This window comes from Pseudomonas ogarae, assembly GCF_014268695.2.
Taxonomy (GTDB): Bacteria; Pseudomonadota; Gammaproteobacteria; order Pseudomonadales; family Pseudomonadaceae; genus Aquipseudomonas; species Aquipseudomonas kilonensis.
Genome location: NZ_CP077086.1, coordinates 908,315 through 933,320 on the forward strand (window position 1 = coordinate 908,315; position 25,006 = coordinate 933,320).

Here is a 25,006-nt window from a genome sequence, read left to right on the forward strand (position 1 = left end):
GCTTGCTCCCGCTGGGGCGCGCAGCGGCCCCCAGGTTCTTGGCGGTTGCTGCGCAACCGAGCGGGAGCAAGCTCCCTCGCCACAGGTAAAACATTAACCACGAGGCCTCTTCATGTTCCCGGTTTCCATCAAAGGCGTGCTGCAATCTCCCGAGGGCCTGGTCGTGCTGATGCTCAACGAACGGGACGAATGGGAACTGCCCGGCGGACGGATCGAGCTGGGCGAAACGGCGCCGCAATGCCTGGCACGGGAGATCGATGAGGAACTGGCGGTTGAGGTGCGCGTGGGGGAGCCGCTGGATTCGTACTTGTTCGAGGTCATTCCCGGCAAGCACGTCTTCATTTCCACGTACCGCTGCCAGTTGCTGGGCGGTTTCGTGCCGGTGATCAGCCATGAGCACAAGCAGATCGGGTTGTTCGAGCCGGACCAATTACCGGTGAACCTGCCTACAGGCTATCGCCTGTCGATTATCAAAGCGCTGGGATTGTGAGGGCCGGCAGTGGGACTGCCGGCCCTGGACACAAAACCGGGGGGCCGGATCGGATCATCGGGCCCAGGGGGTATCAGGCCTCGGGTGCCTGATCTTTCGGTGCATCAACATCATTTTCTGCTGCTACTTCGCCTTCGGTATCCGGGGTCAGTGCGGCTTCTTCTTCAGCTGTGGCTTTCTTGCGCTGCAGCTTTTCCTCTTTCTTCTGCTCCTTGGCCAAGTCTCTCTGACGTTTGGCGAAGGAATAATTGGGTTTGGCCATGGGCGATCCTCTGGGGTCGAAGGTGAGGTTGAGCGGCGCATATTCTGCCCTGTATCGGGGCCGAGCCGTTAGCTGGGTTTTTGTTCGGCCCACTTTGGCTGCACTGACGGTTGCCATTCGTCCAGCGCATCGAGCAGGTCCTGCGCTGATTCGCTCACTTGCAGCATGTCACGATGGGGCGCGCGGACGAAGCCTTCGCCGACGATATGATCGAGAAAAGCGGTGAGCTTGCTGTAGAAGCCGTTCACTTCCAGCAGCCCCAGCGGTTTGCCGTGGTAGCCGAGCTGGCCCCAGGTCCAGACCTCGAACAACTCCTCCAGCGTGCCGAGGCCGCCGGGCAGGGCGATGAAGGCATCGCTGAGTTCGGCCATGCGCGCCTTGCGGGCGTGCATGCCGTCCACCACTTCCAGACGGGTCAGGCCGCTGTGGCCGATTTCCTTGTCCTTGAGGCTTTGCGGGATGATGCCGATGACCTCGCCGCCGGCCGCCAGGGCCGCATCGGCGACGATCCCCATCAGGCCGACGGCGCCACCGCCGTAGACCAGGGTCAATTTTCGTTCCGCCAATGCTCGACCCAGGGCCTGCGCCGCTTCACGATACGCTGGATCGGTGCCGGTGCTGGCGCCGCAAAATACACAAACAGACTCGATGGACATGCTTTACTCCATGATCAGTAACCGACCCAGAGTAAAGCCTGGCCTTGGTGGCGCAAAGCGATTAAACCTCGCGTTGGGGTTTTTCGTAGGTGCCACTGGCGCCGCAGGCGTAGGCGGCGAGCAAGCTGCATAACAGGCTGTTGACGTTCATGATGGGCGCTCCCGAGAGGTGGTGAGGCTGATCATAGAGCGGTGTCATCCCTCTGGCTGGTTGATTGTGTCCATCAGGCTGATAGCCTTAAGTTGTATACAATCTTTGATTCAGGTCATAGGAACTTGTCTGAAATTCAGGCAGTCTTCCCCTTTGACGGATTTTTGTTAACCATGCCTTGGAGATTCACGATGTTTGCCAAACTTGTTGCAGTATCCCTGTTGACGCTGGCCAGCAGCCAACTGATGGCAGCGGAGTGCAAGACCACCATCGACTCGACCGACCAGATGTCCTTCAACACCAAGGCCATCGAGATCGACAAGAGCTGCAAGACGTTCACCGTTGAGCTGACTCACTCGGGCAACTTGCCGAAAAACGTCATGGGCCATAACTGGGTACTGAGCAAAGAGGCTGACATGCAGCCGATTGCCACGGCTGGTTTGGCAGCAGGCATCGACAAGAACTACCTGCCGGAAGGTGATGCACGCATCATCGCCCACACCAAGCTCATTGGTGCCAAGGAAACCGACTCAGTGACCTTCGATGTGTCGAGGCTCAATGCCTCCGAGAAGTACGGCTTCTTCTGCTCGTTCCCGGGCCACATTTCGATGATGAAAGGCACCGTTACCCTGAAGTAATCCATTTCAGGCACAAAAAAAGCGGCGCTTCTTTCAGAAATGGGAAGCGCCGTTTTTTGTCTTTTTAGAAAGCTCGGTGTTTAGTTGCTTTGGGGTGTATATCCGTTTTTTGCGTAATGGCGGCTTATGGTTCCGCTCTTACAGCGGGTCACTTTCGAAAAGCGCGAAAGTAACCAAAGCGCTCCTGCCCCACCACTTGGTGCCTCGCCTAGGCTCGGCATGCCTGAACGAAGGCATTGCTCCGTGGGCCGCCGCGAAGGGCCATCCATGGCCCAGCGCGGCTAACCCGGCATCCATGCCGGGTTGCCCACTGCGCAACACCTTCGTTCAGCCAGCGTGGTTAACGGGGCGCCCGAGATCAACGTCCACCGCGAGGCGGCCTAGTAGCCGACCTGGCTCTTGCGGTCGTACACCCATTAGATCTGTGGGAGCAAAGCTTGCTCGCGATGACGGTGTCCCAGTCAATGAAGATGTTGGATGTGCCGGCCTCTTCGCGAGCAGGCTCGCTCCCACAGGGGGCTCTGGATGCACATAAATATTGTGTCTACGGAAGATCCAATGTGGGAGCGAGCTTGCTCGCGATAGCGGTGGCTCAGCCACATAGATGCCGGCATGCCCCGCTCTTGCTCTTGCTCTTGCTCTTGCTCTTGCTCTTGCTCTTGCTCTTGCTCTTGCCTTGCTTTGCTTTGGATCTTGATCTGGACGCCCCGTTAAACCACGCTGGCCGAACGCAGGCATTGCGCAGTGGGCATCCCGGCATGGATGCCGGGATAGCCGCGCTGGGCCATGGATGGCCCTTCGCGGCGGGCCCACGGAGCAATGCCTTCGTTCGGGCACACCGAGCCTAGGCGAGGTGCCGAGTGGTGGGGCAGAAGCGCTTTGGTTACTTTCGCGCTTTTCGAAAGTGACTCGCCGTAAGGGCGAAACCGCCAGCCGTCGTTACGCAGCAACGGATATACACACCAACCCACGCCTCTCTACATTCAACATCAATGCAAGCTGACACACCGCTATCGCGAGCAAGCTCGCTCCCACAGTGATTACTCGTTATGGGGCGTAAGGCATCACCCGCTTGTGCTCAGTCTTGCGATAGGTCTCGCAGATGATCCTGAACGCCTCGTCCCGCACAGGCTCGCCATGCAGGAAAGCATCGATCTCGGCATAGGTCACGCCATGGGAGGCTTCATCCGGTTTGCCTGGGGACAGGTCCTCAAGGTCGGCGGTGGGGATTTTTTCCACCAGCGACTCCGGCGCGCCAAAGTCTCGGGCGATGGCCCGGACCTGGTTTTTCACCAGGCCACTCAACGGCGCCAGGTCACAAGCGCCATCACCGAACTTGGTGAAGAAACCCATCACCGCTTCGGCGGCATGGTCGGTGCCGATCACCAGGCCGTGCTCGGTGCCCGCGATGGTGTATTGCGCCACCATGCGCATCCGCGCCTTGGTATTGCCCAGCACGAAGTCCCGCGAGACCGCTGCCTTGCCTTCGAACGCCGCGACTTGATCGGCCAGGGCCTTGACCGCCGGGCCGATGTTGACGGTATGGCGCTCGTCCGGGTCGATGAAGTCCACGCAGGCTTGCGCTTCATGTTCGTCGAACTGGGTTTCGTACGGCAGGCGCACGGCGATGAACTTGTAGGCGGCGTTACCGGTTTTCTCCCGCAGTTCGCGCATGGCGCGTTGGGCCAGCAGCCCGGCGGTCAACGAATCGACGCCACCGCTGATGCCCAGTACGAGGGACTTGAGGCCGGAGTTGACCAGGCAATCCTGGATAAAGCTCACCCGCCGGGCGATTTCGGCCTTGAGGGCGGCGTCATCGGCGAACGGTGGCTGGACCTTGAGCTGTTCAGCAATCTCACGCTGTACGGCTTGCATGAATTCACTCCTTGCTTGATGTGTCTGAAAGGGCGGCAGGTACTTGGAAAACGTGTCGCATGTAGGCGACGAAATTCGGGTCCTTGCAGTGGGTCTTGCCGGGCTCATCTGAAATCTTGGCCACGGGTTGCCCGCCACAGCTGATCATTTTAAGCACGATGCTCATGGGCTCTACACCCGGAATGTCACACGTCAGGTTGGTGCCAATACCGAAGCTGACATTAATGCGACCACGTAATGCCCGAAAAATCTCCAGGCATTTGGGTAGTGTCAGGCTATCGGAAAACACCAGGGTCTTGCTCATCGGGTCGATGCCGAGCTTGTGGTAGTGGGCAATGGCTTTTTCAGCCCAGATCACCGGGTCGCCCGAGTCGTGGCGCAAACCGTCGAACAGCTTGGCGAAGAACAGATCGAAATCCTTGAGGAAGGCGTCCATGGTGATGCAATCGGTCAGGGCGATCCCCAGCAGGCCTCGGTACTCGCGCACCCAGCAATCGAGAGCGGCGATCTGGCTGTCGATCAGCCGCGGGCCCAATTGCTGGTGGGCCATGATCCACTCATGGGCCATGGTGCCCAGGGGCTTCATGTCCAACTCCCGGGACAGGTGCACGTTACTGGTGCCGACGAAACGCCCGGGGAAGTCATGCTTGAGCACGTTGACCACTTCTTCCTGGACGCGGAAGGAAAAGCGGCGGCGGGTGCCGAAGTCTGCGACTTGCAGTTCGGACAGTTCTTCGGCGCTGGCGTTGGCGCTCAGCCAGTCGAACTTGCGATACAACTGCTCCCGAGCCTGTTCCAGGACGATTTCACGGTAGCGATAACGATTGCGCACCTCGCTGACAATGGCCAGCAGCGGCACTTCGAACAGAATGACGTGCAGCCACGGCCCGCGCAGGCGGATGAACAACTCGCCGTTTTCGATACCAGTGTGCACGTAGCGCAGGTTGAAGCGAAACAGCCCCAGGAAACGCAGGAAGTCCGGCTTCAGAAAACTGATGCGCTCCAGGAAACCCAACTGGTCGGCGCTCAGGCTCAGCTCGGCCAGGCGCTCGATCTGAAAGCGGATCTCCGCCAGGTACGGGCGCAGGTCTTCGCTGTTGCGGCAGCGGAATTCCCATTCGACTTCGACGTTGGGGTAGTTGTGCAGCACCGCCTGCATCATCGTCAGTTTGTAGAAGTCGGTGTCGAGCAGGTTCTGCACGATACGATCGGCAAATACGCTCTCGCTCATAGGGTTCTCCAGACAGGCCGCGCAGTGGGCAACGAGGTTCGGCGGTTTGTAGTGAAAGGGCTAGTGGCGCATAACCGTGGTGGGTATTGCCAGTGTTTTCTGTGGCGAGGGAGCTTGCTCCCGCTGGGGCGCGAAGCGGCTCTCTTTCCATGCGGGCGCTGCGCACCCGAGCGGGAGCAAGCTCCCTCGCCACAAGGCTTTGTGTTGGCTGCCCCTATTGCGGTGCATCCGGGCTGTCGATCTGCTCCAGCATCCACTCCACAAAAAGCCGCACCTTGGGTACTTCCGCCGAATGTTCCGGATAGGCCAGGTAATAGGCGTTGGTGCTGGGCATCGCATGCGGCCAAGGGATGACCAGTTTGCCGTCGGCCAGTTCTTCTTCCACCAGAAACCGCGGCAGCAGGGCGACGCCGCAGCCTACCTGGGCGGCGCGGATGCACATGTAGAAGGTTTCGAAACGCGGCCCGTGGTAGCTGTGTTCGGTGTGGTAGCCCTGGTTGTCGAACCAGTCGTGCCAGGCCTGGGGCCGCGAGGCGTTTTGCAGCAGCACCAGCTCGGCCAGTTGGGTCGGGTCGGTGAAGGGCTGCTCAGGCAGGCTGCCGGGCGCACAGACCGGCACCAGTTCTTCACCAAACAGCTTCAGGGATTCGGTGCCGGGGCGCGAGCCTTGGCCGAAATAGAACGCCAGGTCGCTGCGCCCTTGCAGCAAGTCATCGGCTTCCTGCTCGCTGCACAGGTCCAGGTGAATGGTCGGATGCCGCAATCGCCAGCCCTTCAAGCGTGGGACCAACCAACGGGCGCCGAAGGTCGGGGGCGTGGAAACGCGTAGGACTTCAGTATCGCCACCGTAGGAACGCAGGTAATGGGTAGACATCTCCACCTGCGTGAGGATTTTTCGCACTTCCCCCAGGTACAAGTCTCCAGCTGGCGTCAGTTGCAAGCGTCGGCGCACGCGTCGGAACAGCAAGTGCTGCAGCAACTCCTCCAGTTGCGCGACCTGTTTGCTGACGGCGCTCTGGGTCAGGTTCAGCTCTTCGGCGGCACGGGTGAAGCTCAAGTGGCGGGTCACCGCTTCGAAGCATTGCAGCGCCGTGATCGACGGCAAATAGCGTTTATTGAGCATGATGAGGCCTTATTTCTTGTGGCTCTGCTTATCCGGTCATGGCCAGCATGAATAAACGGAATGATATCTCGCTTAAAGGTCGTTTGTTGGCAAGACTCAGGCCAGCTACAACTACAGGTCTGATCAGTCGCATTCGTCCGGCTGCCAATCCTTTGTTTTTCGTGTGAGGAAATTTTCCATGGTTGCTGCATTGCTTGATCGCTTGGGCGTCGACTCGGCCTTGTACCAGAACGGCACACAACCGGTGCATTCGCCCATTGATGGCAGCCGTATCGGCGCCGTGAACTGGGAAGGCGCGGCTGAAGTCGAGCAGCAGGTCAGCCGTGCCGAACACGCCTTCGACCTGTGGCGCCAGGTGCCGGCCCCGCGTCGCGGCGAGCTGGTGCGTCAATTTGGCGACCTGTTGCGTGAATACAAGGCCGACCTCGGCGAGCTGGTGTCGTGGGAAGCTGGCAAGATCACCCAGGAAGGTCTGGGTGAAGTGCAAGAAATGATCGATATCTGCGACTTTGCCGTCGGCCTGTCCCGCCAGCTGTACGGCCTGACCATCGCTTCCGAGCGTCCGGGTCACCACATGCGTGAGTCCTGGCATCCGCTGGGTGTGGTTGGGGTGATCAGTGCCTTCAACTTCCCGGTGGCGGTCTGGGCCTGGAACACCACGCTGGCCCTGGTGTGTGGTAACGCGGTGATCTGGAAGCCATCGGAAAAGACCCCGCTCACCGCCCTGGCGTGCCAGGCGTTGTTCGAGCGCGTGCTGAAGAATTTCAGTGACGCACCGCCGTACCTGAGCCAGGTGATCATTGGCGGCCGTGATGCCGGTGAAGCACTGGTGGATGACCCGCGCGTGGCGTTGATCAGCGCCACGGGCAGCACTCGCATGGGTCGTGAAGTGGCACCGAAAGTCGCTGCGCGTTTTGCCCGCAGCATTCTGGAACTGGGCGGCAACAACGCCATGATCCTGGCGCCGAGCGCCGACCTGGACATGGCCGTGCGTGCCATCCTGTTCAGCGCCGTCGGCACCGCCGGCCAGCGTTGCACCACCCTGCGCCGGCTGATTGCCCATGAATCGGTGAAGGAAGAAATCGTCACCCGCCTCAAGGCCGCCTATTCGAAAGTGCGTATCGGCCATCCGTTGGAAGGCAACCTGGTCGGGCCGCTGATCGACAAGCACAGCTTCGACAGCATGCAGGATGCGCTGGAGCAGGCCTTGAGCGAAGGTGGGCGAGTCTTTGGTGGCAAGCGTCAGCTTGAAGACCAGTTCCCGAATGCCTATTACGTCTCGCCAGCCATCGTCGAGATGCCCGAGCAGAGCGATGTGGTGCGCCACGAAACGTTCGCACCGATCCTGTACGTGGTCGGCTACAAGGACTTTGCCGAGGCCTTGCACCTGAACAATTCCGTGCCCCAGGGCCTGTCGTCCTGCATCTTCACCACCGACGTGCGTGAAGCCGAGCAATTCATGTCGGCCGTGGGCAGCGACTGCGGCATCGCCAACGTCAACATTGGCCCGAGCGGCGCGGAGATCGGCGGCGCATTCGGTGGCGAAAAAGAAACCGGCGGCGGTCGCGAATCCGGCTCCGACGCGTGGCGCGGCTACATGCGCCGCCAGACCAACACCGTGAACTACTCGCTGGAGTTGCCGTTGGCGCAGGGGATTACCTTTGATTAAGGCTTGAGCCAAGCGGTGATCCCGTGTGGGAGCGAGCTTGCTCGCGATAGCGTCGAATCAGCCGACATCAATATCGGTAGATAAACCGTCATCGCGAGCAAGCTCGCTCCCACAAATGAAATGGTGTGGTGGTTGGGTTTCTTTTTCGGAGTCTGGCAATGCCGTTACGCGAAGAATGTCTGTGGGAAAAACTGACGCCGCAAAGGCCTGAAAACAGCGCGCTCACCGGTGAAGTCACGGCCGACGTCTGCGTGATCGGCGCGGGTTTTACCGGGTTGTCGGCGGCGGTGCATTTGCTCGAACAAGGCAAGCGCGTGGTTGTGGTGGAGGCCCATCGGGCCGGGCACGGCGGATCGGGGCGTAACGTCGGCCTGGTCAACGCCGGCCTGTGGATCCCGCCGGATGACATCGAGGCCGGGTTCGGCGAGGCGGTGGGCAGCCAGCTCAACCGCATGCTGGGGGCCGCGCCGGCCCTGGTGTTCAGCCTCATCGATAAATACAACATCGATTGCCAACTGCGCCGCGAAGGCACCTTGCACATGGCCCATAACGCCCGGGGCGAGGCCGACCTGCGCAGCCGTGAAGCACAATGGAAGCGCCGCGGTGCCCCGGTGGAATTGCTCACCGGCCAGGCCTGTGTCGATGCCACCGGCACGTCGAAAATCGCCGCGGCACTGCTCGACCGTCGCGCCGGCACGCTCAACCCGATGGCCTACACCAGCGGGTTGGCCAAGGCGGCCACAGACCTTGGCGGCCAGTTGTTCGACCATTCACCTGTGACGCGCCTGGAACGCCAAGGCCAGCGCTGGTCGGTGCAGACTGCCCAGGGTTCCGTGCTGGCCGAGCAGGTGGTGATCGCCTCCAACGCCTATACCGAGGGCGACTGGACCGAACTGCGGCGAAATTTCTTCCCCGGTTATTACTATCAGGTCGCTTCGGCCCCACTGACTGACGAGGCCGCCCGACGCATTCTGCCGGGCGGGCAGGGCTCGTGGGATACCCGCCAGGTGTTGAGCAGCATCCGCCGGGACAAGGATGGCCGTTTGCTGCTGGGCAGCCTGGGCAATGGCAACCGCAAGCCGACCTGGTTCCTCAAGGCTTGGGCCGATCGGGTGCAGCAGCACTATTTTCCTTACCTCAAATCGGTGGAGTGGGAGTGCACCTGGACCGGTTGCATTGCCTTCACCCCCGATCACTTGATGCGCCTGTTCGAACCGGCCCCCGGGCTGGTGGCCGTGACCGGCTACAACGGCCGGGGCGTGACCACCGGTACTGTGGTCGGCAAGGCGTTCGCCGACTACCTGTGCCACGGCGATGCCCAGGCCCTGCCGATCCCGTTCGCCCCCATGCAGCCGATGGCCGGGGTGGGGTTGCGCAGTTGCTTGTATGAGGCAGGCTTCTCGCTGTATCACGCGGGCCAGTGCCTGCGGATCGTCATTTGAGTGTTGAAAATTGTTGCTGGAGCCCGCTTTTTCCGGCGTAGCGTCTAGCCTGTTATGGTGCGGGTTGTAGCAATCGCGCACCGACAGTGTGCAGTTCGGTGACGCGGGTTGTTACACAGTGGTTGCACGCCGTTTCGTGCGATGGTTGCAATGATGGCTCACGGAGGGTTTCACCCATTTAAATAAAAGGTTGCACCTCGTGCGGTTTAGACGGTTGCACGCCCTATGAAAAAGGGCTCGAAACAGTCGAAATAACAATAAAGCAGCGACTTTTTTCAGAATAAAAAACCGATGGCACGGCCCTTGCTCTGAGCTTTTCAGTGAAATGAAGTCGCAGTGCCAACTAAAAAAAACCTTGGAGCACCACCTCATGTCCCAGACGTTTTACAAGAAAGGTTTCCTGGCCCTCGCAGTGGCAGCTGCGTTGGGTGTTTCTGCGTTTGCTCAAGCTGATGTGAAATTTGGTGTGGCGGGGCCGATGACCGGTGCCAACGCTGCATTTGGCGAGCAGTACATGAAAGGTGCCCAGGCGGCAGCCGATGCCATCAACAAGGCCGGTGGCGTCAATGGTGAGAAGATCGTACTGGTCGCCGGCGACGACGCCTGCGAACCCAAGCAGGCCGTGGCCGTGGCCAACCGCCTGGTCGACCAGGACAAGGTGATCGGCGTGGTCGGGCACTTCTGCTCGTCCAACACCATCCCGGCCTCCGAGGTCTACGACGAAGCCGGCATCATCGCCATCACCCCGGGTTCCACCAACCCACAGGTTACCGAGCGCGGCCTGAGCGCCATGTTCCGCATGTGCGGTCGTGACGACCAGCAGGGCATCGTGGCAGGCGACTACATCGTTGACGTGCTCAAGGGCAAGAAAGTGGCCGTGCTGCACGACAAGGACACCTACGGCCAAGGCCTGGCGGATGCCACCAAGGCACAACTGGCCAAGCGTGGCGTGAAGGAGGTGCTGTACGAAGGCCTGACCCGCGGCGAGAAAGACTTCAGCGCCGTGGTCACCAAGATCCGTTCGGTCGGTGCCGACGTGGTTTATTTCGGGGGCCTGCACCCGGAAGCCGGTCCGCTGGTTCGCCAACTGCGTGAGCAAGGTCTCAAGGACGTGAAGTTCATGTCCGACGACGGCATCGTGACTGACGAACTGGTCACCACCGCCGGCGGCGCGCAATACGTCGATGGCGTGTACATGACCTTCGGCGCCGACCCGCGCCTGCTGCCAGACAGCAAGGCCGTGGTTGAAGAGTTCCGCAAGAATGGCACCGAGCCTGAAGGCTACACCCTGTACGCCTACGCTTCGGTCCAGGCCCTGGCCGCCGGTTTCAATGGCGCCAAGTCCAACAAAGGCGAAGACGCGGCCAAGTGGCTCAAGGCCAACCCCGTCCAGACCGTGATGGGCAAGAAGGAGTGGGACACCAAGGGCGACTTGAAAGTCTCCGACTACGTGGTCTACCAGTGGGACAAGGACGGCAAATACCACCAGTTGGAAAAACAGAAGTAAGGGCTGAAGCGACCGTCCACGCCTCCTTTGGCAGCCGGGCAAGCCCCGATTTCCAAGGTGCGCACATCGGTCGCGCCTGACATTGCTCCGACGTAAATCTGTATTTTCCTTAGAAGAACCGCACACTCAAGGGTGTGCAGGTTCTCACTGCGTGAGATTGCGTTATGGATGGTATTTTCCTGCAGCAACTGATCAATGGCCTGACCCTAGGGTCGGTCTATGGTCTGATCGCCATCGGCTACACAATGGTCTACGGCATCATCGGCATGATCAACTTCGCCCACGGCGAGGTTTACATGATCTCCGCTTACCTCGCGGCAATCAGTCTGGCTCTGCTGGCTTACTTCGGTATTGAATCCTTTCCGCTTATGATCCTCGGCACCCTCGTGTTCACGGTCGTGGTCACCGGGGTCTATGGCTGGGTCATCGAACGCGTCGCCTACAAACCCCTGCGCAACTCGACCCGCCTGGCACCGCTGATCAGTGCCATCGGCATCTCGCTGATCCTGCAGAACTACGCACAGATCAGCCAGGGCGCCCGCCAACAGGGTATCCCGACGCTGCTTGAAGGCGCCATGCGCGTCGACATCGGCAGCGGTTTCGTCCAGCTCACCTACACCAAGATTTTCATCCTGATCGCCGCATTCGCCGGGATGGCCTTGCTGACCTACATCATCAAGTACACCAAGCTCGGACGCATGTGCCGCGCGACCCAGCAAGACCGCAAGATGGCCTCGATCCTGGGGATCAACACTGACCGGGTCATTTCCTACGTATTCATCATCGGCGCGGCCATGGCGGCCTTGGCCGGTGTACTGATCACCATGAACTACGGCACGTTCGACTTCTATGCCGGCTTCATCATCGGCATCAAGGCGTTCACCGCGGCGGTACTCGGCGGCATCGGTTCCCTGCCTGGGGCGATGCTCGGCGGGATCATCCTCGGCATTTCCGAGTCGCTGTTCGCCGGTCTGATCAACTCTGACTACAAAGACGTGTTCAGTTTCTCTCTTCTGGTGCTGATTCTGATTTTCCGTCCCCAAGGCCTGCTGGGTCGCCCACTCGTGGCGAAGGTATAAGTATGTCTGCTGCCAATAAACCGCTTGATATCAAACAGAGCGTCATCGACGCGATCCTGGCCGGCCTGATCTCGCTGATCGTGTTCGGGCCGATCGTCGGCGTGGTGCTCGACGGCTACAGCTTCAACCTGCAACCGGCCCGCGTCGGCTGGCTGGTGGCGATCGTGATGATCGGGCGCTTTGCCTTGAGCCTGTTCCTGCAAACCCCCAAGGGACTGAAGATTCTCCAGGGGTTCGAGAGCACCGGTTCCGACGTGCATGTGCTGCCACCCGACTACAAGTCGCGGCTGCGCTGGATCATCCCGGCGCTGATCGTGATTGCCATCGTGTTTCCGTTCTTCGCCAACAAATACGTGCTCACCGTGGTCATCCTCGGGTTGATCTATGTGCTATTGGGCCTGGGCCTGAACATCGTGGTCGGCCTGGCGGGGCTGCTCGACCTGGGTTACGTGGCGTTCTACGCCATCGGCGCCTATGGCCTGGCGCTGGGCTACCAATACCTGGGGCTGGGGTTCTGGACCGTACTGCCACTGGCGGCCATCGCGGCTGCGATGGCGGGGTGCATATTGGGATTCCCGGTGTTACGAATGCACGGTGACTACCTGGCCATCGTGACCCTGGGTTTTGGCGAGATCATTCGCCTGGTACTCAACAACTGGCTGTCGTTCACCGGCGGGCCGAATGGCATGCCCGTGCCGTCGCCGACCTTTTTCGGCCTGGAGTTCAGCCGACGAGCGAAAGATGGCGGGGTGCCGTTCCATGAGTTCTTCGGCCTCGACTACAACCCCAATATCAAATTCCTGTTCATCTACATCGTGCTGTTCATCACGGTGCTGCTGGTGCTCTACGTCAAGCATCGCCTGACCCGCATGCCGGTCGGGCGTGCCTGGGAGGCCTTGCGCGAGGATGAAATCGCCTGTCGCTCCATGGGCCTGAACCATGTGCTGGTCAAGCTCTCGGCCTTCACCATCGGCGCGTCCACGGCTGGCCTGGCGGGGGTGTTCTTCGCCAGTTACCAGGGTTTCGTCAACCCGTCGTCGTTCACCTTCTTCGAGTCGGCGCTGATCCTGGCGATCGTGGTGCTGGGGGGCATGGGCTCGACGGTCGGCGTGGTGATTGCCGCGTTTGTGCTCACCGTGGCGCCGGAGCTGCTGCGCAGTTTCTCTGAATACCGGGTGCTGCTGTTCGGCGTACTGATGGTGTTGATGATGATCTGGCGGCCTCGCGGCCTGATCCGTATCAGCCGTACCGGGGTAACGCCGCGCAAGGGGGTGGCGCCATGAGCGAAGTCGTACTCAAAGTTGAAAACCTGATGATGCAGTTCGGTGGTATCAAGGCCCTCAGCGACGTCAGCCTGCAAGTCAAGCGCAACTCGATCTTCGCCCTGATCGGCCCCAATGGTGCGGGCAAGACTACGGTGTTCAACTGCCTGACCGGCTTCTACAAGGCTTCGGGCGGCAAGATCGAGCTCAGTGTGCGTGGCGAGCAAACCAACGTCATCAAGCTGTTGGGCGAAGCGTTTCGCCTGACTGACTTCGTCTCGCCGAAGTCCTTCGCCAGCCGGCTGTACTACAAGATGTTCGGCGGCACCCACCTGGTGAACCGCGCCGGTTTGGCGCGCACCTTCCAGAACATTCGCCTGTTCAAGGAAATGTCGGTGCTGGAAAACCTGCTGGTGGCCCAGCACATGTGGGTCAACCGCAGCATGGTGGCGGGCATCCTCAACACCAAGGGCTACCGCAAGGCCGAAAGCGACGCCCTGGACCATGCCTTCTATTGGCTGGAAGTGGTGGACCTGGTGGATTGCGCCAACCGCTTGGCGGGCGAGCTTTCCTATGGTCAGCAGCGGCGCCTGGAAATCGCCCGGGCCATGTGCACACGCCCACAGATCATCTGCCTCGATGAACCGGCCGCCGGCCTCAACCCTCAGGAAACCGAAGCGCTGAGCGCGATGATCCGGCTGCTGCGCGACGAGCATGATCTGACCGTGGTGCTGATCGAACACGACATGGGCATGGTAATGAGCATTTCCGACCACATCGTGGTGCTGGACCACGGCAACGTGATCGCCGAGGGCGGTCCCGAGGCGATTCGCAACGATCCGAAGGTGATCGCGGCCTACCTGGGTGCCGATGAAGAGGAACTGGTATGAGTGGACCTATCCTCGAGCTCAAGGAGTTGGACGTGTTCTACGGGCCGATCCAGGCCCTGAAAAAAGTCTCGATGCACATCGGTGAAGGTGAAACCGTGAGCCTGATCGGCTCCAACGGGGCCGGCAAGTCCACGTTGCTGATGTCGATTTTCGGTCAGCCGCGTGCAGCCGGCGGGCAGATCATCTACCAGGGCGTGGACATCACCCACAAGTCGTCGCACTACATTGCCTCCAACGGCATCGCGCAGTCGCCGGAAGGGCGGCGGGTATTCCCGGACATGACCGTCGAGGAAAACCTGCTAATGGGCACCATTCCCATCGGTGACAAATATGCCAGCGAAGACATGCAGCGCATGTTCGAGCTGTTTCCACGGCTCAAGGAGCGCCGCAACCAGCGGGCCATGACCATGTCCGGCGGCGAGCAGCAAATGCTCGCCATCGCTCGGGCATTGATGAGCCGGCCCAAGTTGTTGCTGCTCGATGAGCCGAGCCTGGGGCTGGCGCCGATCGTGGTGAAGCAGATCTTCGCCACCCTGCGCGAGCTGGCCTCCACCGGGATGACCATCTTCCTGGTGGAACAGAACGCCAACCACGCCCTCAGGCTGTCGGACCGGGCCTATGTGATGGTCAACGGCGAAATCCGCCTGACCGGCACAGGCAAGGAGTTGCTCGCCAACGAGGAAGTGCGCAACGCGTACCTGGGCGGGCATTGAGGCGGCTGTTGCAATGAAAAAACCGGCGAGTGATCGCCGGTTTTTTTATCTCTGCAAAACACCACCAACCCCACAGGGTTTTTATGCGGTTTTGCAATTGTGGACAACAATCCTGAGTCCTTGCGAAACCGCGACATAAAGTCGCCGCAAACAGTTGTTTTGTCACGGTTTTGACTTGTCCCCGTTTGCTGTGGAACTGGCTGTGGGTAACGTGGGAGTAGCTGGCTGCAAGCCTTTGAATACGTGGCTTGCAGACCTATGGTTGTTTTTTGATCAGGCGTTTTTAGTCAAGCGGGAGTGGCTGTTGTCAACACTTTTATGAACACTGCAATGGGCTCGAAAGTCAGTGGGCAAGCCTGTGGATAAGTCTGTGATTAAACTCTGGAAAGACCGCGCTGAGTACCGTCGTTACTGGCTTGGAGCCATCGCCCATTTCGCGTTGGCTTATAGCAGATAACTTGCGCTGCACAACCTCACTTGCAGGGTCAAGCGAAAAAATTATTCCAAATACCCCGCAAAGCCTTATGCACAGCGGCTTGCGGGTTTTGCACTTGCCCCCGATTACTGTGGACGTGCCTGTGGATAAGGTGCGGGCAACCGGCTGCGGCCCTTGTTGGACAAGGCCTGGCGCTGATTGGTTGTTTTATGAGCAGTTGTGGGGCAAAAGCCGTGTGCAAGCCTTGCCCCTACCGTGCCAGGGCGGGCATGCTGTGGGCCGATTTCCATTTAATGGCTGTTGAAGTTCAAACAAGGAGAACACGATGTCTGACACCCTGTTTATTACCGGCGCGACGTCCGGTTTTGGTGAAGCCTGTGCCCGTCGTTTTGCCGAGGCCGGTTGGAAACTGGTGCTGACCGGTCGTCGTGAAGAACGCCTCAATGCCCTCTGTGCCGAGCTGTCGAAGCAGACCGAAGTCCATGGCTTGGTATTGGATGTGCGTGATCGCAAGGCCATGGAAGAGGCAATCGCCAACCTGCCGCCATCCTTCGCCAAATTGCGCGGGCTGATCAACAACGCCGGCCTGGCCCTGGGCGTTGACCCGGCGCCCAAGTGCGACCTCGATGACTGGGACACCATGGTCGACACGAATGTGAAAGGACTGCTCTACAGCACTCGCCTGCTGTTGCCGCGCCTGATAGCCCATGGTCGTGGGGCCGGGATCGTCAACCTGGGCTCTATCGCCGGCAACTACCCGTATCCGGGCAGCCACGTGTATGGCGCGAGCAAGGCGTTCGTCAAACAGTTCTCCTTGAACCTGCGTTGCGACCTGCAAGGCACGGGCGTGCGGGTGAGCAATATTGAGCCGGGCCTGTGCGAGAGCGAGTTCTCCCTGGTGCGCTTCGGTGGCGACCAGGAGCGCTACAACGCGACCTACGCTGGTGCCGAGCCGATCCAGCCACAGGACATCGCCGATACGATTTTCTGGGTGCTCAATGCGCCAGCACACATCAACATCAACAGCCTGGAGCTGATGCCGGTGAGCCAGACCTGGGCCGGGTTTGCCATTGAGCGCAACAAGGCTTAATAGGGCGCCTGTGGCGAGGGGATTTATCCCCGCTGGGTTGCGCAGCAGCCCTAAAAAGATAGATCGGGGCTCGGGTCTTAGGGGAGCTACGCTCCCCAACGGGGATAAATCCCCTCGCCACAGAGCTGTTACGCGAGATAATCGGCCAGCCCGCGATAGCAGGTCAGCAGGTGATACGGCGTGGTGGACGGCATGTCCCGGCGGCTGACGATGCCGTCGGCGTCCAGGCATTCGTTCCAGCCCTTGGCATGCAGGAAATGCTGCTGCAGCGCCTGCAATTGACGCAGCAGCAGCCTCTGGTTGCCCGGGCGCAAAGTGAGTGCCCGCAAGTATTCCGCCTGGGCCCAGATGCGTTGGGTGGCATCGCGTGGGCCTGCCTGGGATCCCAAGGCCAGCATTGCACACACAGCGCCGGAGTCCGGATCGACACCTAGTTGTTCGGTATGGCCGAAGCTGCGCTCCAGGGCCGTGTGCAACTTGCCGTTGCGCAACAGCGGCGATGAAGCCAGCAAGTAATACCATTCGAACTGGTGTCCCGGTTCGAACCAGTTATCCACAGCCTTGAGCGGCTTCTCCATCATCACGCGTTGCTGCGGCTCGATGAACTGCTTGGACATCCCGTCGCACAGGCTCAGCAACGCCTGGCGGGTGTTGGCGTCTTCGCGGACCGAGAGGGTGGCGAGGAACGCTTCGGCCAAGTGCATCAAGGGGTTTTGCAACGGTCCGGATCCGGTCGTTGACCAATCGCGCTTGAGGCTGGCCTCGTAGAGACCGTCTGCGCTGGCAAAGCGCTTGGCAATGACCTCCAGGCTTGCGTTGAGCACCGATTCCACCAGCGGTTCGCGAACCTTGCCCCAGTAATGGGCGCAGGCGAACAGGATAAAGGCGTGGGTGTAGAGGTCTTTGCCGGTGTCCAGCGGCGCGCCTTGCGGGTCGATGCTGTAGAACCAGCCGCCGTGTTCGGCGTCGTGGAAATGACGTTGCAGCGAGCGGAACAGTGCGCTGGCCCGTTCCTCGGCCTGGGGCATTTCGCCAATCAGGCTGGCGAACACATACAGCTGCCGCGCACAGGCCATGGCGCGGTAGCGCTGGGGTGGCAGCGGCGCATGTTCGGCATCCAGGGATTCATAGGGCAGCGCCAGTTCGGCATTCCAGCCCGGGCCTTGCCACATCGGCACGATCACGTCGTGAAAATGCTGACGCACCGTTGCAAACAGGGCAGTCAATTCAGGCTGGGGAGCGGGGCGGGAAGCATCAGGCATTGGCGGACGTCGTCACGGCTGGGGGCGATTGCGCGACATGGTAGCAGAGTGGCAGGCCTGGGGAGATGGGGCGGCTGTCAGGCCGCCTTCGCGAGCAAGCCCGCTCCCACAGGGATCGCTCAAACTGTGGGAGCGGGCTTGCTCGCGAAGGGGCCTTTGAAGGCGCTAGAGAATCAGCCCGCCAGCAACCAGACCCCAGCCGCCGCCGAAGCCGCCCCGGCCAATCGAACCAATGGCGCCGCCGCTCGCGGCAACACCCGCACCAGGGCAAACCCGGCGCCATGCAACGCCGCTGTCGCCGCGACGAAGCCCGCCGCATAGGCCCACGGGCTCGACATGTCCGGCAGTTCCAAGCCGTGGGCCACGCCATGGAACAGCGCAAACAGTGCCGTCGCACCGACCGCCAGGCTCAACGGCGGACGCACCGCCAGTGCCACCGCCAGGCCGAGGGCGAGTACCGAGGCGGCGATCCCGCTTTCCAGCGCTGGCAGGTCCAGGCCTTCAAAACCCAAGAGGCCGCCGAGCAGCATCGTACCGACGAAGGTGCAGGGCAGCGCCCAGCGCGCGGCCCCTTGTTGTTGTGCGGCCCACAAACCGACAGCCAGCATTGCCAGCAAGTGGTCGAGCCCGCCGATGGGGTGGCCGAGGCCGGCGATCAGGCCATTGTCGCCATGGCCTGGGTGGGCGAAGGCCAGGGCCGGGGTCAGCAGCAGGGCGAGGGCGCCGAGGATGCGTTTGAAGGTCATGGATAAGCTTCCTTGTGGTCAGTCGGAAAGATCAGGCGGCGGTCAGCAGACCCTGGCGCTCGATGAAGGCGATGATGTCGTCCAGGCCCTGGCCGGTCTTCTGGTTGCTGAACACGAAGGGCTTGCCATTGCGCATCCGCCGGGTGTCGCTGTCCATCATTTCCAGGGATGCACCCACCAGCGGTGCCAGGTCGATTTTGTTGATCACCAGCAGGTCGGATTTGCAGATGCCCGGTCCGCCCTTGCGCGGCAGCTTGTCGCCGGCCGAGACGTCGATCACATAGATGGTCAGGTCCGACAGCTCCGGGCTGAAGGTCGCCGACAGGTTGTCGCCGCCTGATTCCACCAGGATCAGGTCCAGCCCTGGAAAGCGCCGGTTCAACTGGTCCACCGCCTCAAGGTTGATCGACGCATCTTCGCGAATCGCCGTGTGCGGGCAGCCGCCGGTTTCCACGCCGATGATCCGCTCTGGCGCCAGGGCCTCGTTGCGCACCAGGAAGTCGGCGTCTTCGCGGGTGTAGATGTCGTTGGTGACCACTGCCAGGTTGTAGCGTTCACGTAGAGCCAGGCACAGGGCCAGGGTCAGGGCGGTCTTGCCGGAACCTACCGGGCCGCCGATACCGACGCGCAGAGGTTGTGTATTCATATGTGTCTCCTAGGAACGGAACAGACGGCTGTACTGGCGCTCATGGGCCATGCACGCCAGGGACAGGCCAAAGGCGGCGCTGCCGTAATGGTCGGGGTCGATGTTCGAGGCGTCGTGCTGGGCCTGTTGCAGCAGCGGCAGCAGCTCGCTGGTCAGGCGCTGGGCGGCTTGCTGGCCCAGGGGCAGGGTTTTCATCAGCACCGCCAGTTGGTTTTCCAGCCAGCTCCACAGCCAGGCGGCGAGGGCGTCCTGGGGGGCGATATGCCAGGCGCGGGCTGCCAGGGCCCAGCACAAGGCCAGGTGCGGCTCGCTGCGCTGTTCAAGAAAGTCCCGGGCGGCACGGTCGAGCTCCGGCAGGCCGGCGAGCAATTGCTGCAACGAGTAGCCCATCTGCCGGCTTTCCTGGTACAGCTCGCGGGTTTCCCGGCTGGCGCGATGCTCTTCACAGCGTTGCAGCAACGCGTTCCAATCGTCAGCGGCTGCTGCGCTGCAGTGCGCCAGCAGCAAAGGCGCTTCGAAACGCGCCAGGTTCAGCAGCAATTGATCGCTGATCCAGCGACGGGCGTCGTCGGGGTTCTTCACCTGGCCGTTGTCCACCGCCATCTCCAGTCCCTGGGAATAGCTGTAGCCGCCAATCGGCAACTGCGGGCTGGCCAGACGCAGCAGCGCCCAGGCCGGGTTCATGTGCGCACGCCAAACTGATGCAGGCGCGGCGCGTAGTTGAAATCTTCGTCGCCGTGCCGGGAGTGATGGTGACCGCCGCCATAAGCGCCGTGTTCCGGCTGGAACGGGGCTTCGATGGGTTCGGCGCGGGCGCCCAGTTGCTCGAGCATCGCCTTGAGCACGTAATCGTCCAGCAGGCGCAACCAGCCATCGCCCACTTGCAAGGCGACATGGCGATTGCCCAGGTGATAGGCGGCGCGGGTCAGTTCAAAAGCATTGGCGCAGCTGACATGCAGCAGTTGTTCGGCGCGAGCGCAGACGCGCACGATGCGCCCGTCTTCGGCCTGCAGGCATTCGCCGTCGTACAGCGGCGGTTGGCCTCGTTCCAGGAACAACCCCACATCTTCACCCTCGGCACTGAAACAGCGCAGACGGCTTTTGCTGCGGGCGTCAAAGGTCAGGTGCAGCTCGGCGTCCCAGCGCGGTTGAGTGTCGATTCTGCGGTGAATCACCAGCATCGGAGTGCTTCCAGCAATGAACAGTGCTGTGTTTAGAGCAAGGGGCTTGCCAACCGAAAGAGATGTAGGAAATAGCTGGGATGGCGTTTCAGGATGGGGCGGATTGCGTGCCATGTTGGTGCGCGCCGAGATGTAGCGCACCATTATGCGACGGGCGCAAAAAGAACCTGTGGGAGCGAGCTTGCTCGCGAAGGCGTTGGTTCAGTTGGCATTGATGGGGACTGATGCACCGCTATCGCGAGCAAGCTCGCTCCCACAGTGGGGTACATCCGGGGTTTATTCGGTGCTGCCCAGCCCTTGCCAATGCTTGAGGCCAATAAAGATGAACCGCAGTTGCTGGGTAATCTTCGCCTGGGGCGTGAGGTGTTCGGGGAGGGCTTGGGCGGGTGGGTCGATGATGTCGGGCAGGGTGGCGAATACGCTCTTGACGATGAGGTCGGCCATCACGCCCAGGGCGGCCAGGTCCAGGTGCTGCAACTTGGGCATCAAGGCCAGGTCGGCGGCCAGGTCCGAGCTGATGTCTTCGCGCAATTGGGCGATGGCCTGGCGCACCGGCAGGGAGCCGCCGTATTGCTCGCGGGCCAGGAACAGGAACTGCGATCGGTTGGCCTGCACCACATCGAGAAAGATCCGCACCGAGGCATCGATAATGCCGCCCATGACGAATTCGTTGTGGCGTACCAGGCGGATGGTTTCGCGGAAGGTCTGGCCGACTTCGCTGACCAGTGCCAGGCCCAGTTGGTCCATATCGTCAAAGTGGCGGTAGAACCCGGTGGGCACGATGCCGGCTGTCCGGGTGACTTCCCGCAGGCTCAGGCTACCGAATCCCCGGCCACACTCCATCAAATGACGGGCTGCATCCATCAGGGCAATTCGGGTCTGTTGTTTCTGTTCGGCGCGGGGCAGCATCGCAGGGCTGGCTTCTGATTCACGGGAGCGACGCACTCTAGCAAATCGGCTTTGCCGACGTCGAACGGTAGAGAGGGGGGGCGGGAAAACGCAGGGCTTGAAAAGTCAAAAGCCCGATTGCAGGAATCGGGCTTTTTTTTGGGCCACCATGGGCTCAGCTCACTGTGCCATTGCGTTCGATCGTGCGATCACCACCGCCTTCGGCCACGGTTTCGCCCAGTTTGGTGCGGGAAGACCCGTCTTCAGCAAGGGTCTGGCCAGGGGTGCGGTCGGAACCGTCTGCGGCAAGGGTCTGGCCAGGGGTGCGGTCAGAACCGTCTGCGGCAAGGGTCTGGCCAGGGGTGCGGTCGGAACCGTCTGCGGCGAGGGTCTGGCCAGGAGTGCGGTCGGAACCGTCTGCGGCAATGGTCTGGCCAGGAGTGCGGTCAGAACCGTCTTCGGCCAGGGCATCACTCTGTTTGGTACGGTCATAACCGTCCTCAACCAGGCCTTTTTCTTCCAGTTTGTCACGGCCACCTTCGGCAACAGTCTGGCTGTAGACAGAGTGGCTGTCCTTGACCTGTGGCGTAGCTTGTTCGGAAGCTGGCAGTGCGAAGGCAGTCGAGGCCAGCAGTGAAAGGGACAGGCTCATCAGTAATTGGCGTTTCATGATCGTTGCTCCTTGGGAGGGCGATAAAGTGGGTACGAGGGCAATGCTACTCTCGATAAGTCGATATAAAAGTTCATAAACGCAATGGTAATAATCAACGGAATTGATTGTTCAGCGCGAAGGCTCTAGAACGGGCGTTTCCGAGGTGCCGTTTTGCACCGAGGTGGGTATTTTGTACCCACTGTTGCCTCGCAAATGTGCGGATGCGGTAACAGTTTGTTGGCTGATCGGTCAGGATCCTGGCATTTTTTTGTGCCGTTCATCGGCACCTGTAGGCTGTTTTACCAGTCCAACCCTTTATGACGAACCGGCTGCAGGTTCGTGTTTCCAACGGCGTCGCGGTTGCGGACGCTGACTTGTCATCAGGAGCCTTGTGCATGACGCGCACCTCGAAAATCCTCGCCTGGAGCTTTGCCAGCCTTGTTGTCCTGCTGGCCGTGCTGGTCCTGGTCATCGCGTTCTTCGACTGGAACCGCATCAAGCCCACGCTCAATGCCAAGGTTTCCGAGGAGTTGCATCGCCCCTTTGCCATCAACGGCAATTTGGCGGTGGCCTGGCAGCGTGAGCCGGAGGAAGGGGGCTGGCGAGCCTGGTTGCCGTGGCCCCATGTGGTGGCTGAGGATTTGAGCCTGGGCAACCCTGACTGGTCGAAAAACCCGCAAATGGTCACGCTCAAGCGTGTCGAGTTGCGCGTGTCCCCCTTGGCCTTGCTGGCCCGGCGTGTGGCGATCCCGCGCATCGACCTGACTGAGCCCAATGCCAACCTGCAGCGCCTGGCTGACGGACGCGCCAACTGGACCTTCCAATTCGATCCGAAAGACCCGGACGCCGAGCCGTCCAGCTGGGAGGTGGACATCGGCGCCATCGGCTTCGACAAAGGCCACGTCACCCTTGACGACCAGACGCTCAAGACCCGGCTCGACCTGTTGATCGACCCGTTGGGCAAACCCATCCCGTTCAGCGATATCGTCGGTGACAAGGCCGCCAAAAAAGCCCAGGACCAGGGCGCCACACCGCAGGACTACGCGTTCGCCTTCAAGGTCAACGGGCAGTATCACGGGCAAAACCTGGCCGGCTCCGGCAAGGTCGGTGGTTTGCTGGCCTTGCAGGATGCGTCACGACCCTTTCCGCTCCAGGCCCAGGCGAAGATCGCCGAGACCCGCGTCGAACTGGCCGGCACTCTCACCGACCCGATGAATCTCGGGGCCCTGGACTTGCGCCTGAAACTGGCCGGCAACAGCCTCGCCCATCTCTACCCACTGACCGGCGTGACCCTGCCCGATTCGCCGCCTTATGCCACCGATGGCCGCTTGATTGCCAAGCTGCATGAGCCGGGAGGGGCGCTGTTTCTCTATGAGGCGTTCAACGGCAAGATCGGCGACAGCGATATCCATGGCGACCTGGCCTATGTCGCCAGCCAGCCCCGGCCGAAACTCAGTGGCGCGCTGGTCTCCAATCAACTGCTGTTCAGTGATCTGGCGCCGCTGATCGGCGCTGACTCCAATGCCGAGCAAAAGGCCCGGGGCGGCGCCAGCAAGCAGCCGACCGACAAGGTCTTGCCCGTGGAGGAGTTTCGCACTGAGCGCTGGAGCGTGATGGACGCCGATGTCGAGTTCACCGGCAAACGCATTGTCCACAGCGAGCAGTTGCCGTTTACCGACCTTTACACCCATCTGGTGCTCAACGATGGGCAGTTGAGCCTCGAGCCGCTGCGCTTCGGCGTGGCCGGTGGCCGCCTTGATGCACAGATCCGCCTCAACGGGCGCACCCGGCCCCTTGAAGGCCAGGCGAAGCTGACGGCGCGAGGTTTCAAGCTCAAGCAACTGTTCCCTGGTTTTGAGCCGATGAAAACCAGCTTCGGCGAATTGAACGGCGATGCCGATATCACCGGGCGCGGCAATTCGGTGGCGGCGTTGCTGGGCACTTCCAATGGCACGCTGAAAATGCTCATCAACGATGGTGCCATCAGTCGTGAGCTGATGGAGCTGGCGGGGCTGAACGTCGGCAACTACGTGGTGGGGAAAATTTTTGGCGACAAGGAAGTGAAGATCAACTGCGCGGCGGCGGACTTCGACATCAAGACGGGTCTGGCAACCACGCGCCTGTTCGTGTTCGACACCGAGAACGCGATCATCTACATCGACGGCACGGCGAACATGGCGACTGAACAGTTGGACCTGACCATCACCCCCGAGTCCAAGGGCTGGCGCCTGATTTCCCTGCGCTCGCCGTTGTACGTGCGGGGCTCGTTCGCCAAGCCCGCCGCCGGGGTCAAGGCAGTGCCGCTGATGCTGCGCGGCGCCGGGATGGTGGCATTGGGTGTGATCGCTGCACCGGCCGCCGGCTTGCTCGCGCTGGTAGCGCCCAGCGGTGGTGAGCCGAACCAGTGCGCGCCGCTGCTGGAGCAGATGAAGGCGGGCAAGGCACCGGTGACGGTCAAGCCCACCCGATAAGCCAGGCTTGCGGCGAGGCGACTGGCCTCATCGCGAGCAAGCTCGCTCCCACAGGGGAATACGATTCCATGTGGGAGCGAGCCTGCTCGCGATGGCGGTACTAGAGATCAGCCAGAATGTCGGCCATGTCATCGGCATGCTCTTCTTCCTGGGCCAGGATGTCTTCGAAGATGCGCCGGGTGGTCGGGTCTTTTTCGCCGATGTACTGGATGATTTCCCGATAGCTGTCGATGGCGATGCGTTCGGCCACCAGGTCCTCGTACACCATTTCCTTGAGGGTGTTGCCTGCCACGTACTGGGCGTGGGAATTACGGGTCAACAGGTCGGGGTTGAACTCCGGCTCGCCGCCCAGCTGCACGATGCGCTCGGCGAGTTTGTCGGCGTGTTCGGCTTCCTGGTTCGCGTGCTCGAGGAATTCACTGGCCGCCACGCTGGCCTTGAGGCCGGTGGCCATGAAGTAGTGGCGCTTGTAGCGCAGCACGCAGACCAGTTCGGTGGCCAGCGCTTCGTTGAGCAGGCGGACAACTTCCTGCCGATCGGCGCCGTAGCCTTCGGTCACTGCACCGTTCTGCACGTTCTGCCTTGCACGTTCACGCAGGGTGGTTACATCGGATAAGTGCATGTCGCTCATCTCGTTCTCCTGGAG

The 25,006-nt window shown here is 61.0% G+C and carries 24 protein-coding genes; 11 read left to right on the forward strand and 13 right to left on the reverse strand.

The genetic code is table 11. The features are described 5' to 3' along the window. The first annotated feature begins 112 nt into the window (after positions 1 to 112). Positions 113 to 490 carry an NUDIX hydrolase gene (locus HU749_RS03875; RefSeq protein ID WP_186651118.1) on the forward strand — a complete coding sequence of 126 codons (378 nt, stop codon included), beginning with the start codon at positions 113 to 115 and terminating at the stop codon, positions 488 to 490. 73 nt (positions 491 to 563) lie between these two features. Here HU749_RS03875 and HU749_RS03880 read toward each other — a convergent pair whose 3' ends face one another. Both HU749_RS03880 and HU749_RS03885 read right to left on the reverse strand, forming a co-directional pair. After that, the gene (locus HU749_RS03880) at positions 564 to 752 is read right to left on the reverse strand and encodes a hypothetical protein (protein WP_014336319.1); all 189 of its coding nucleotides are present in this window, start codon (positions 750 to 752) and stop codon (positions 564 to 566) included. 68 nt (positions 753 to 820) lie between these two features. Continuing rightward, complete coding sequence (locus HU749_RS03885) at positions 821 to 1,408, reverse strand: cytokinin riboside 5'-monophosphate phosphoribohydrolase (RefSeq protein WP_186651120.1); 588 nt, start codon at positions 1,406 to 1,408, stop codon at positions 821 to 823. A 342-nt stretch (positions 1,409 to 1,750) separates the two neighbouring features. Between HU749_RS03885 and azu the strand changes: the two genes are divergently transcribed. Continuing rightward, positions 1,751 to 2,197 (forward strand): azurin, encoded by a 447-nt coding sequence (azu, locus tag HU749_RS03890; protein ID WP_186651122.1) that lies wholly within the window; start codon positions 1,751 to 1,753, stop codon positions 2,195 to 2,197. A 1,047-nt stretch (positions 2,198 to 3,244) separates the two neighbouring features. Here the strand turns inward: azu and nadE are convergent. From nadE to HU749_RS03905, 3 genes are all read right to left on the reverse strand, one after another. Next, on the reverse strand, positions 3,245 to 4,072 hold the full coding sequence (gene nadE / locus HU749_RS03895; protein ID WP_095963260.1) for an NAD(+) synthase: 828 nt from the start codon (positions 4,070 to 4,072) through the stop codon (positions 3,245 to 3,247). A 4-nt stretch (positions 4,073 to 4,076) separates the two neighbouring features. Then, positions 4,077 to 5,303, reverse strand: coding sequence for a nicotinate phosphoribosyltransferase (pncB, locus tag HU749_RS03900; protein ID WP_079301656.1), 1,227 nt, complete (start codon positions 5,301 to 5,303; stop codon positions 4,077 to 4,079). A gap of 214 nt (positions 5,304 to 5,517) precedes the next feature. Further along, entirely contained in the window at positions 5,518 to 6,426 is a 909-nt protein-coding gene (locus HU749_RS03905) for a LysR family transcriptional regulator (RefSeq protein ID WP_095963259.1), read from the reverse strand. Positions 6,427 to 6,604: 178 nt separating this feature from the next. Between HU749_RS03905 and amaB the strand changes: the two genes are divergently transcribed. The 8 genes from amaB to HU749_RS03945 all read left to right on the forward strand — a co-directional run bounded on the left by amaB (position 6,605) and on the right by HU749_RS03945 (position 16,514). Beyond that, on the forward strand, positions 6,605 to 8,095 hold the full coding sequence (amaB, locus tag HU749_RS03910; RefSeq protein ID WP_095963258.1) for an L-piperidine-6-carboxylate dehydrogenase: 1,491 nt from the start codon (positions 6,605 to 6,607) through the stop codon (positions 8,093 to 8,095). A 158-nt stretch (positions 8,096 to 8,253) separates the two neighbouring features. Further along, entirely contained in the window at positions 8,254 to 9,537 is a 1,284-nt protein-coding gene (amaA, locus tag HU749_RS03915) for an L-pipecolate oxidase (RefSeq protein ID WP_095963257.1), read from the forward strand. Positions 9,538 to 9,907: 370 nt separating this feature from the next. Beyond that, complete coding sequence (locus HU749_RS03920; protein ID WP_060739399.1) at positions 9,908 to 11,044, forward strand: branched-chain amino acid ABC transporter substrate-binding protein; 1,137 nt, start codon at positions 9,908 to 9,910, stop codon at positions 11,042 to 11,044. Between the two features lie 164 nt (positions 11,045 to 11,208). Further along, positions 11,209 to 12,123, forward strand: a complete 915-nt coding sequence (locus tag HU749_RS03925; RefSeq protein ID WP_079301661.1) for an ABC transporter permease subunit — start codon at positions 11,209 to 11,211, stop codon at positions 12,121 to 12,123. Between the two features lie 2 nt (positions 12,124 to 12,125). Continuing rightward, positions 12,126 to 13,406, forward strand: coding sequence for a high-affinity branched-chain amino acid ABC transporter permease LivM (livM, locus tag HU749_RS03930; protein WP_186651124.1), 1,281 nt, complete (start codon positions 12,126 to 12,128; stop codon positions 13,404 to 13,406). Beyond that, a complete protein-coding gene (locus tag HU749_RS03935) occupies positions 13,403 to 14,275 on the forward strand; it encodes an ABC transporter ATP-binding protein (protein ID WP_014336330.1) in 873 nt (290 codons plus the stop codon). Before livM ends, HU749_RS03935 begins: the two co-directional genes overlap by 4 nt. Further along, positions 14,272 to 14,988, forward strand: a complete 717-nt coding sequence (locus tag HU749_RS03940) for an ABC transporter ATP-binding protein (protein WP_018606262.1) — start codon at positions 14,272 to 14,274, stop codon at positions 14,986 to 14,988. The genes HU749_RS03935 and HU749_RS03940 overlap by 4 nt, the downstream gene beginning before the upstream one ends. Positions 14,989 to 15,749: 761 nt before the next feature. Then, a complete protein-coding gene (locus HU749_RS03945) occupies positions 15,750 to 16,514 on the forward strand; it encodes an SDR family oxidoreductase (RefSeq protein ID WP_014336332.1) in 765 nt (254 codons plus the stop codon). A 128-nt stretch (positions 16,515 to 16,642) separates the two neighbouring features. On the opposite strand, the gene HU749_RS03950 is transcribed toward HU749_RS03945, so the two are convergent. The 7 genes from HU749_RS03950 to HU749_RS03980 all read right to left on the reverse strand — a co-directional run bounded on the left by HU749_RS03950 (position 16,643) and on the right by HU749_RS03980 (position 21,907). Further along, positions 16,643 to 17,776 (reverse strand): AGE family epimerase/isomerase, encoded by a 1,134-nt coding sequence (locus HU749_RS03950; RefSeq protein ID WP_186651126.1) that lies wholly within the window; start codon positions 17,774 to 17,776, stop codon positions 16,643 to 16,645. A 173-nt stretch (positions 17,777 to 17,949) separates the two neighbouring features. After that, positions 17,950 to 18,522, reverse strand: coding sequence for a HupE/UreJ family protein (locus tag HU749_RS03955; RefSeq protein WP_003197307.1), 573 nt, complete (start codon positions 18,520 to 18,522; stop codon positions 17,950 to 17,952). A 31-nt stretch (positions 18,523 to 18,553) separates the two neighbouring features. Next, entirely contained in the window at positions 18,554 to 19,168 is a 615-nt protein-coding gene (gene ureG, locus HU749_RS03960; protein WP_003197309.1) for an urease accessory protein UreG, read from the reverse strand. 9 nt (positions 19,169 to 19,177) lie between these two features. Further along, positions 19,178 to 19,852, reverse strand: coding sequence for an urease accessory protein UreF (locus tag HU749_RS03965; protein WP_046064356.1), 675 nt, complete (start codon positions 19,850 to 19,852; stop codon positions 19,178 to 19,180). After that, the gene (gene ureE / locus HU749_RS03970) at positions 19,849 to 20,349 is read right to left on the reverse strand and encodes an urease accessory protein UreE (RefSeq protein ID WP_046064357.1); all 501 of its coding nucleotides are present in this window, start codon (positions 20,347 to 20,349) and stop codon (positions 19,849 to 19,851) included. Before ureE ends, HU749_RS03965 begins: the two co-directional genes overlap by 4 nt. A gap of 276 nt (positions 20,350 to 20,625) precedes the next feature. Beyond that, positions 20,626 to 21,258, reverse strand: coding sequence for a TetR family transcriptional regulator (locus tag HU749_RS03975; protein WP_018606248.1), 633 nt, complete (start codon positions 21,256 to 21,258; stop codon positions 20,626 to 20,628). Between the two features lie 154 nt (positions 21,259 to 21,412). Further along, positions 21,413 to 21,907 (reverse strand): hypothetical protein, encoded by a 495-nt coding sequence (locus HU749_RS03980; protein WP_095963254.1) that lies wholly within the window; start codon positions 21,905 to 21,907, stop codon positions 21,413 to 21,415. Positions 21,908 to 22,284: 377 nt separating this feature from the next. Here HU749_RS03980 and HU749_RS03985 point away from each other — a divergent pair, with 377 nt between their 5' ends. After that, complete coding sequence (locus HU749_RS03985) at positions 22,285 to 24,360, forward strand: AsmA family protein (RefSeq protein WP_186651128.1); 2,076 nt, start codon at positions 22,285 to 22,287, stop codon at positions 24,358 to 24,360. 100 nt (positions 24,361 to 24,460) lie between these two features. On the opposite strand, the gene HU749_RS03990 is transcribed toward HU749_RS03985, so the two are convergent. Beyond that, complete coding sequence (locus HU749_RS03990) at positions 24,461 to 24,991, reverse strand: ferritin-like domain-containing protein (RefSeq protein WP_003197320.1); 531 nt, start codon at positions 24,989 to 24,991, stop codon at positions 24,461 to 24,463. Positions 24,992 to 25,006: the final 15 nt, after the last annotated feature.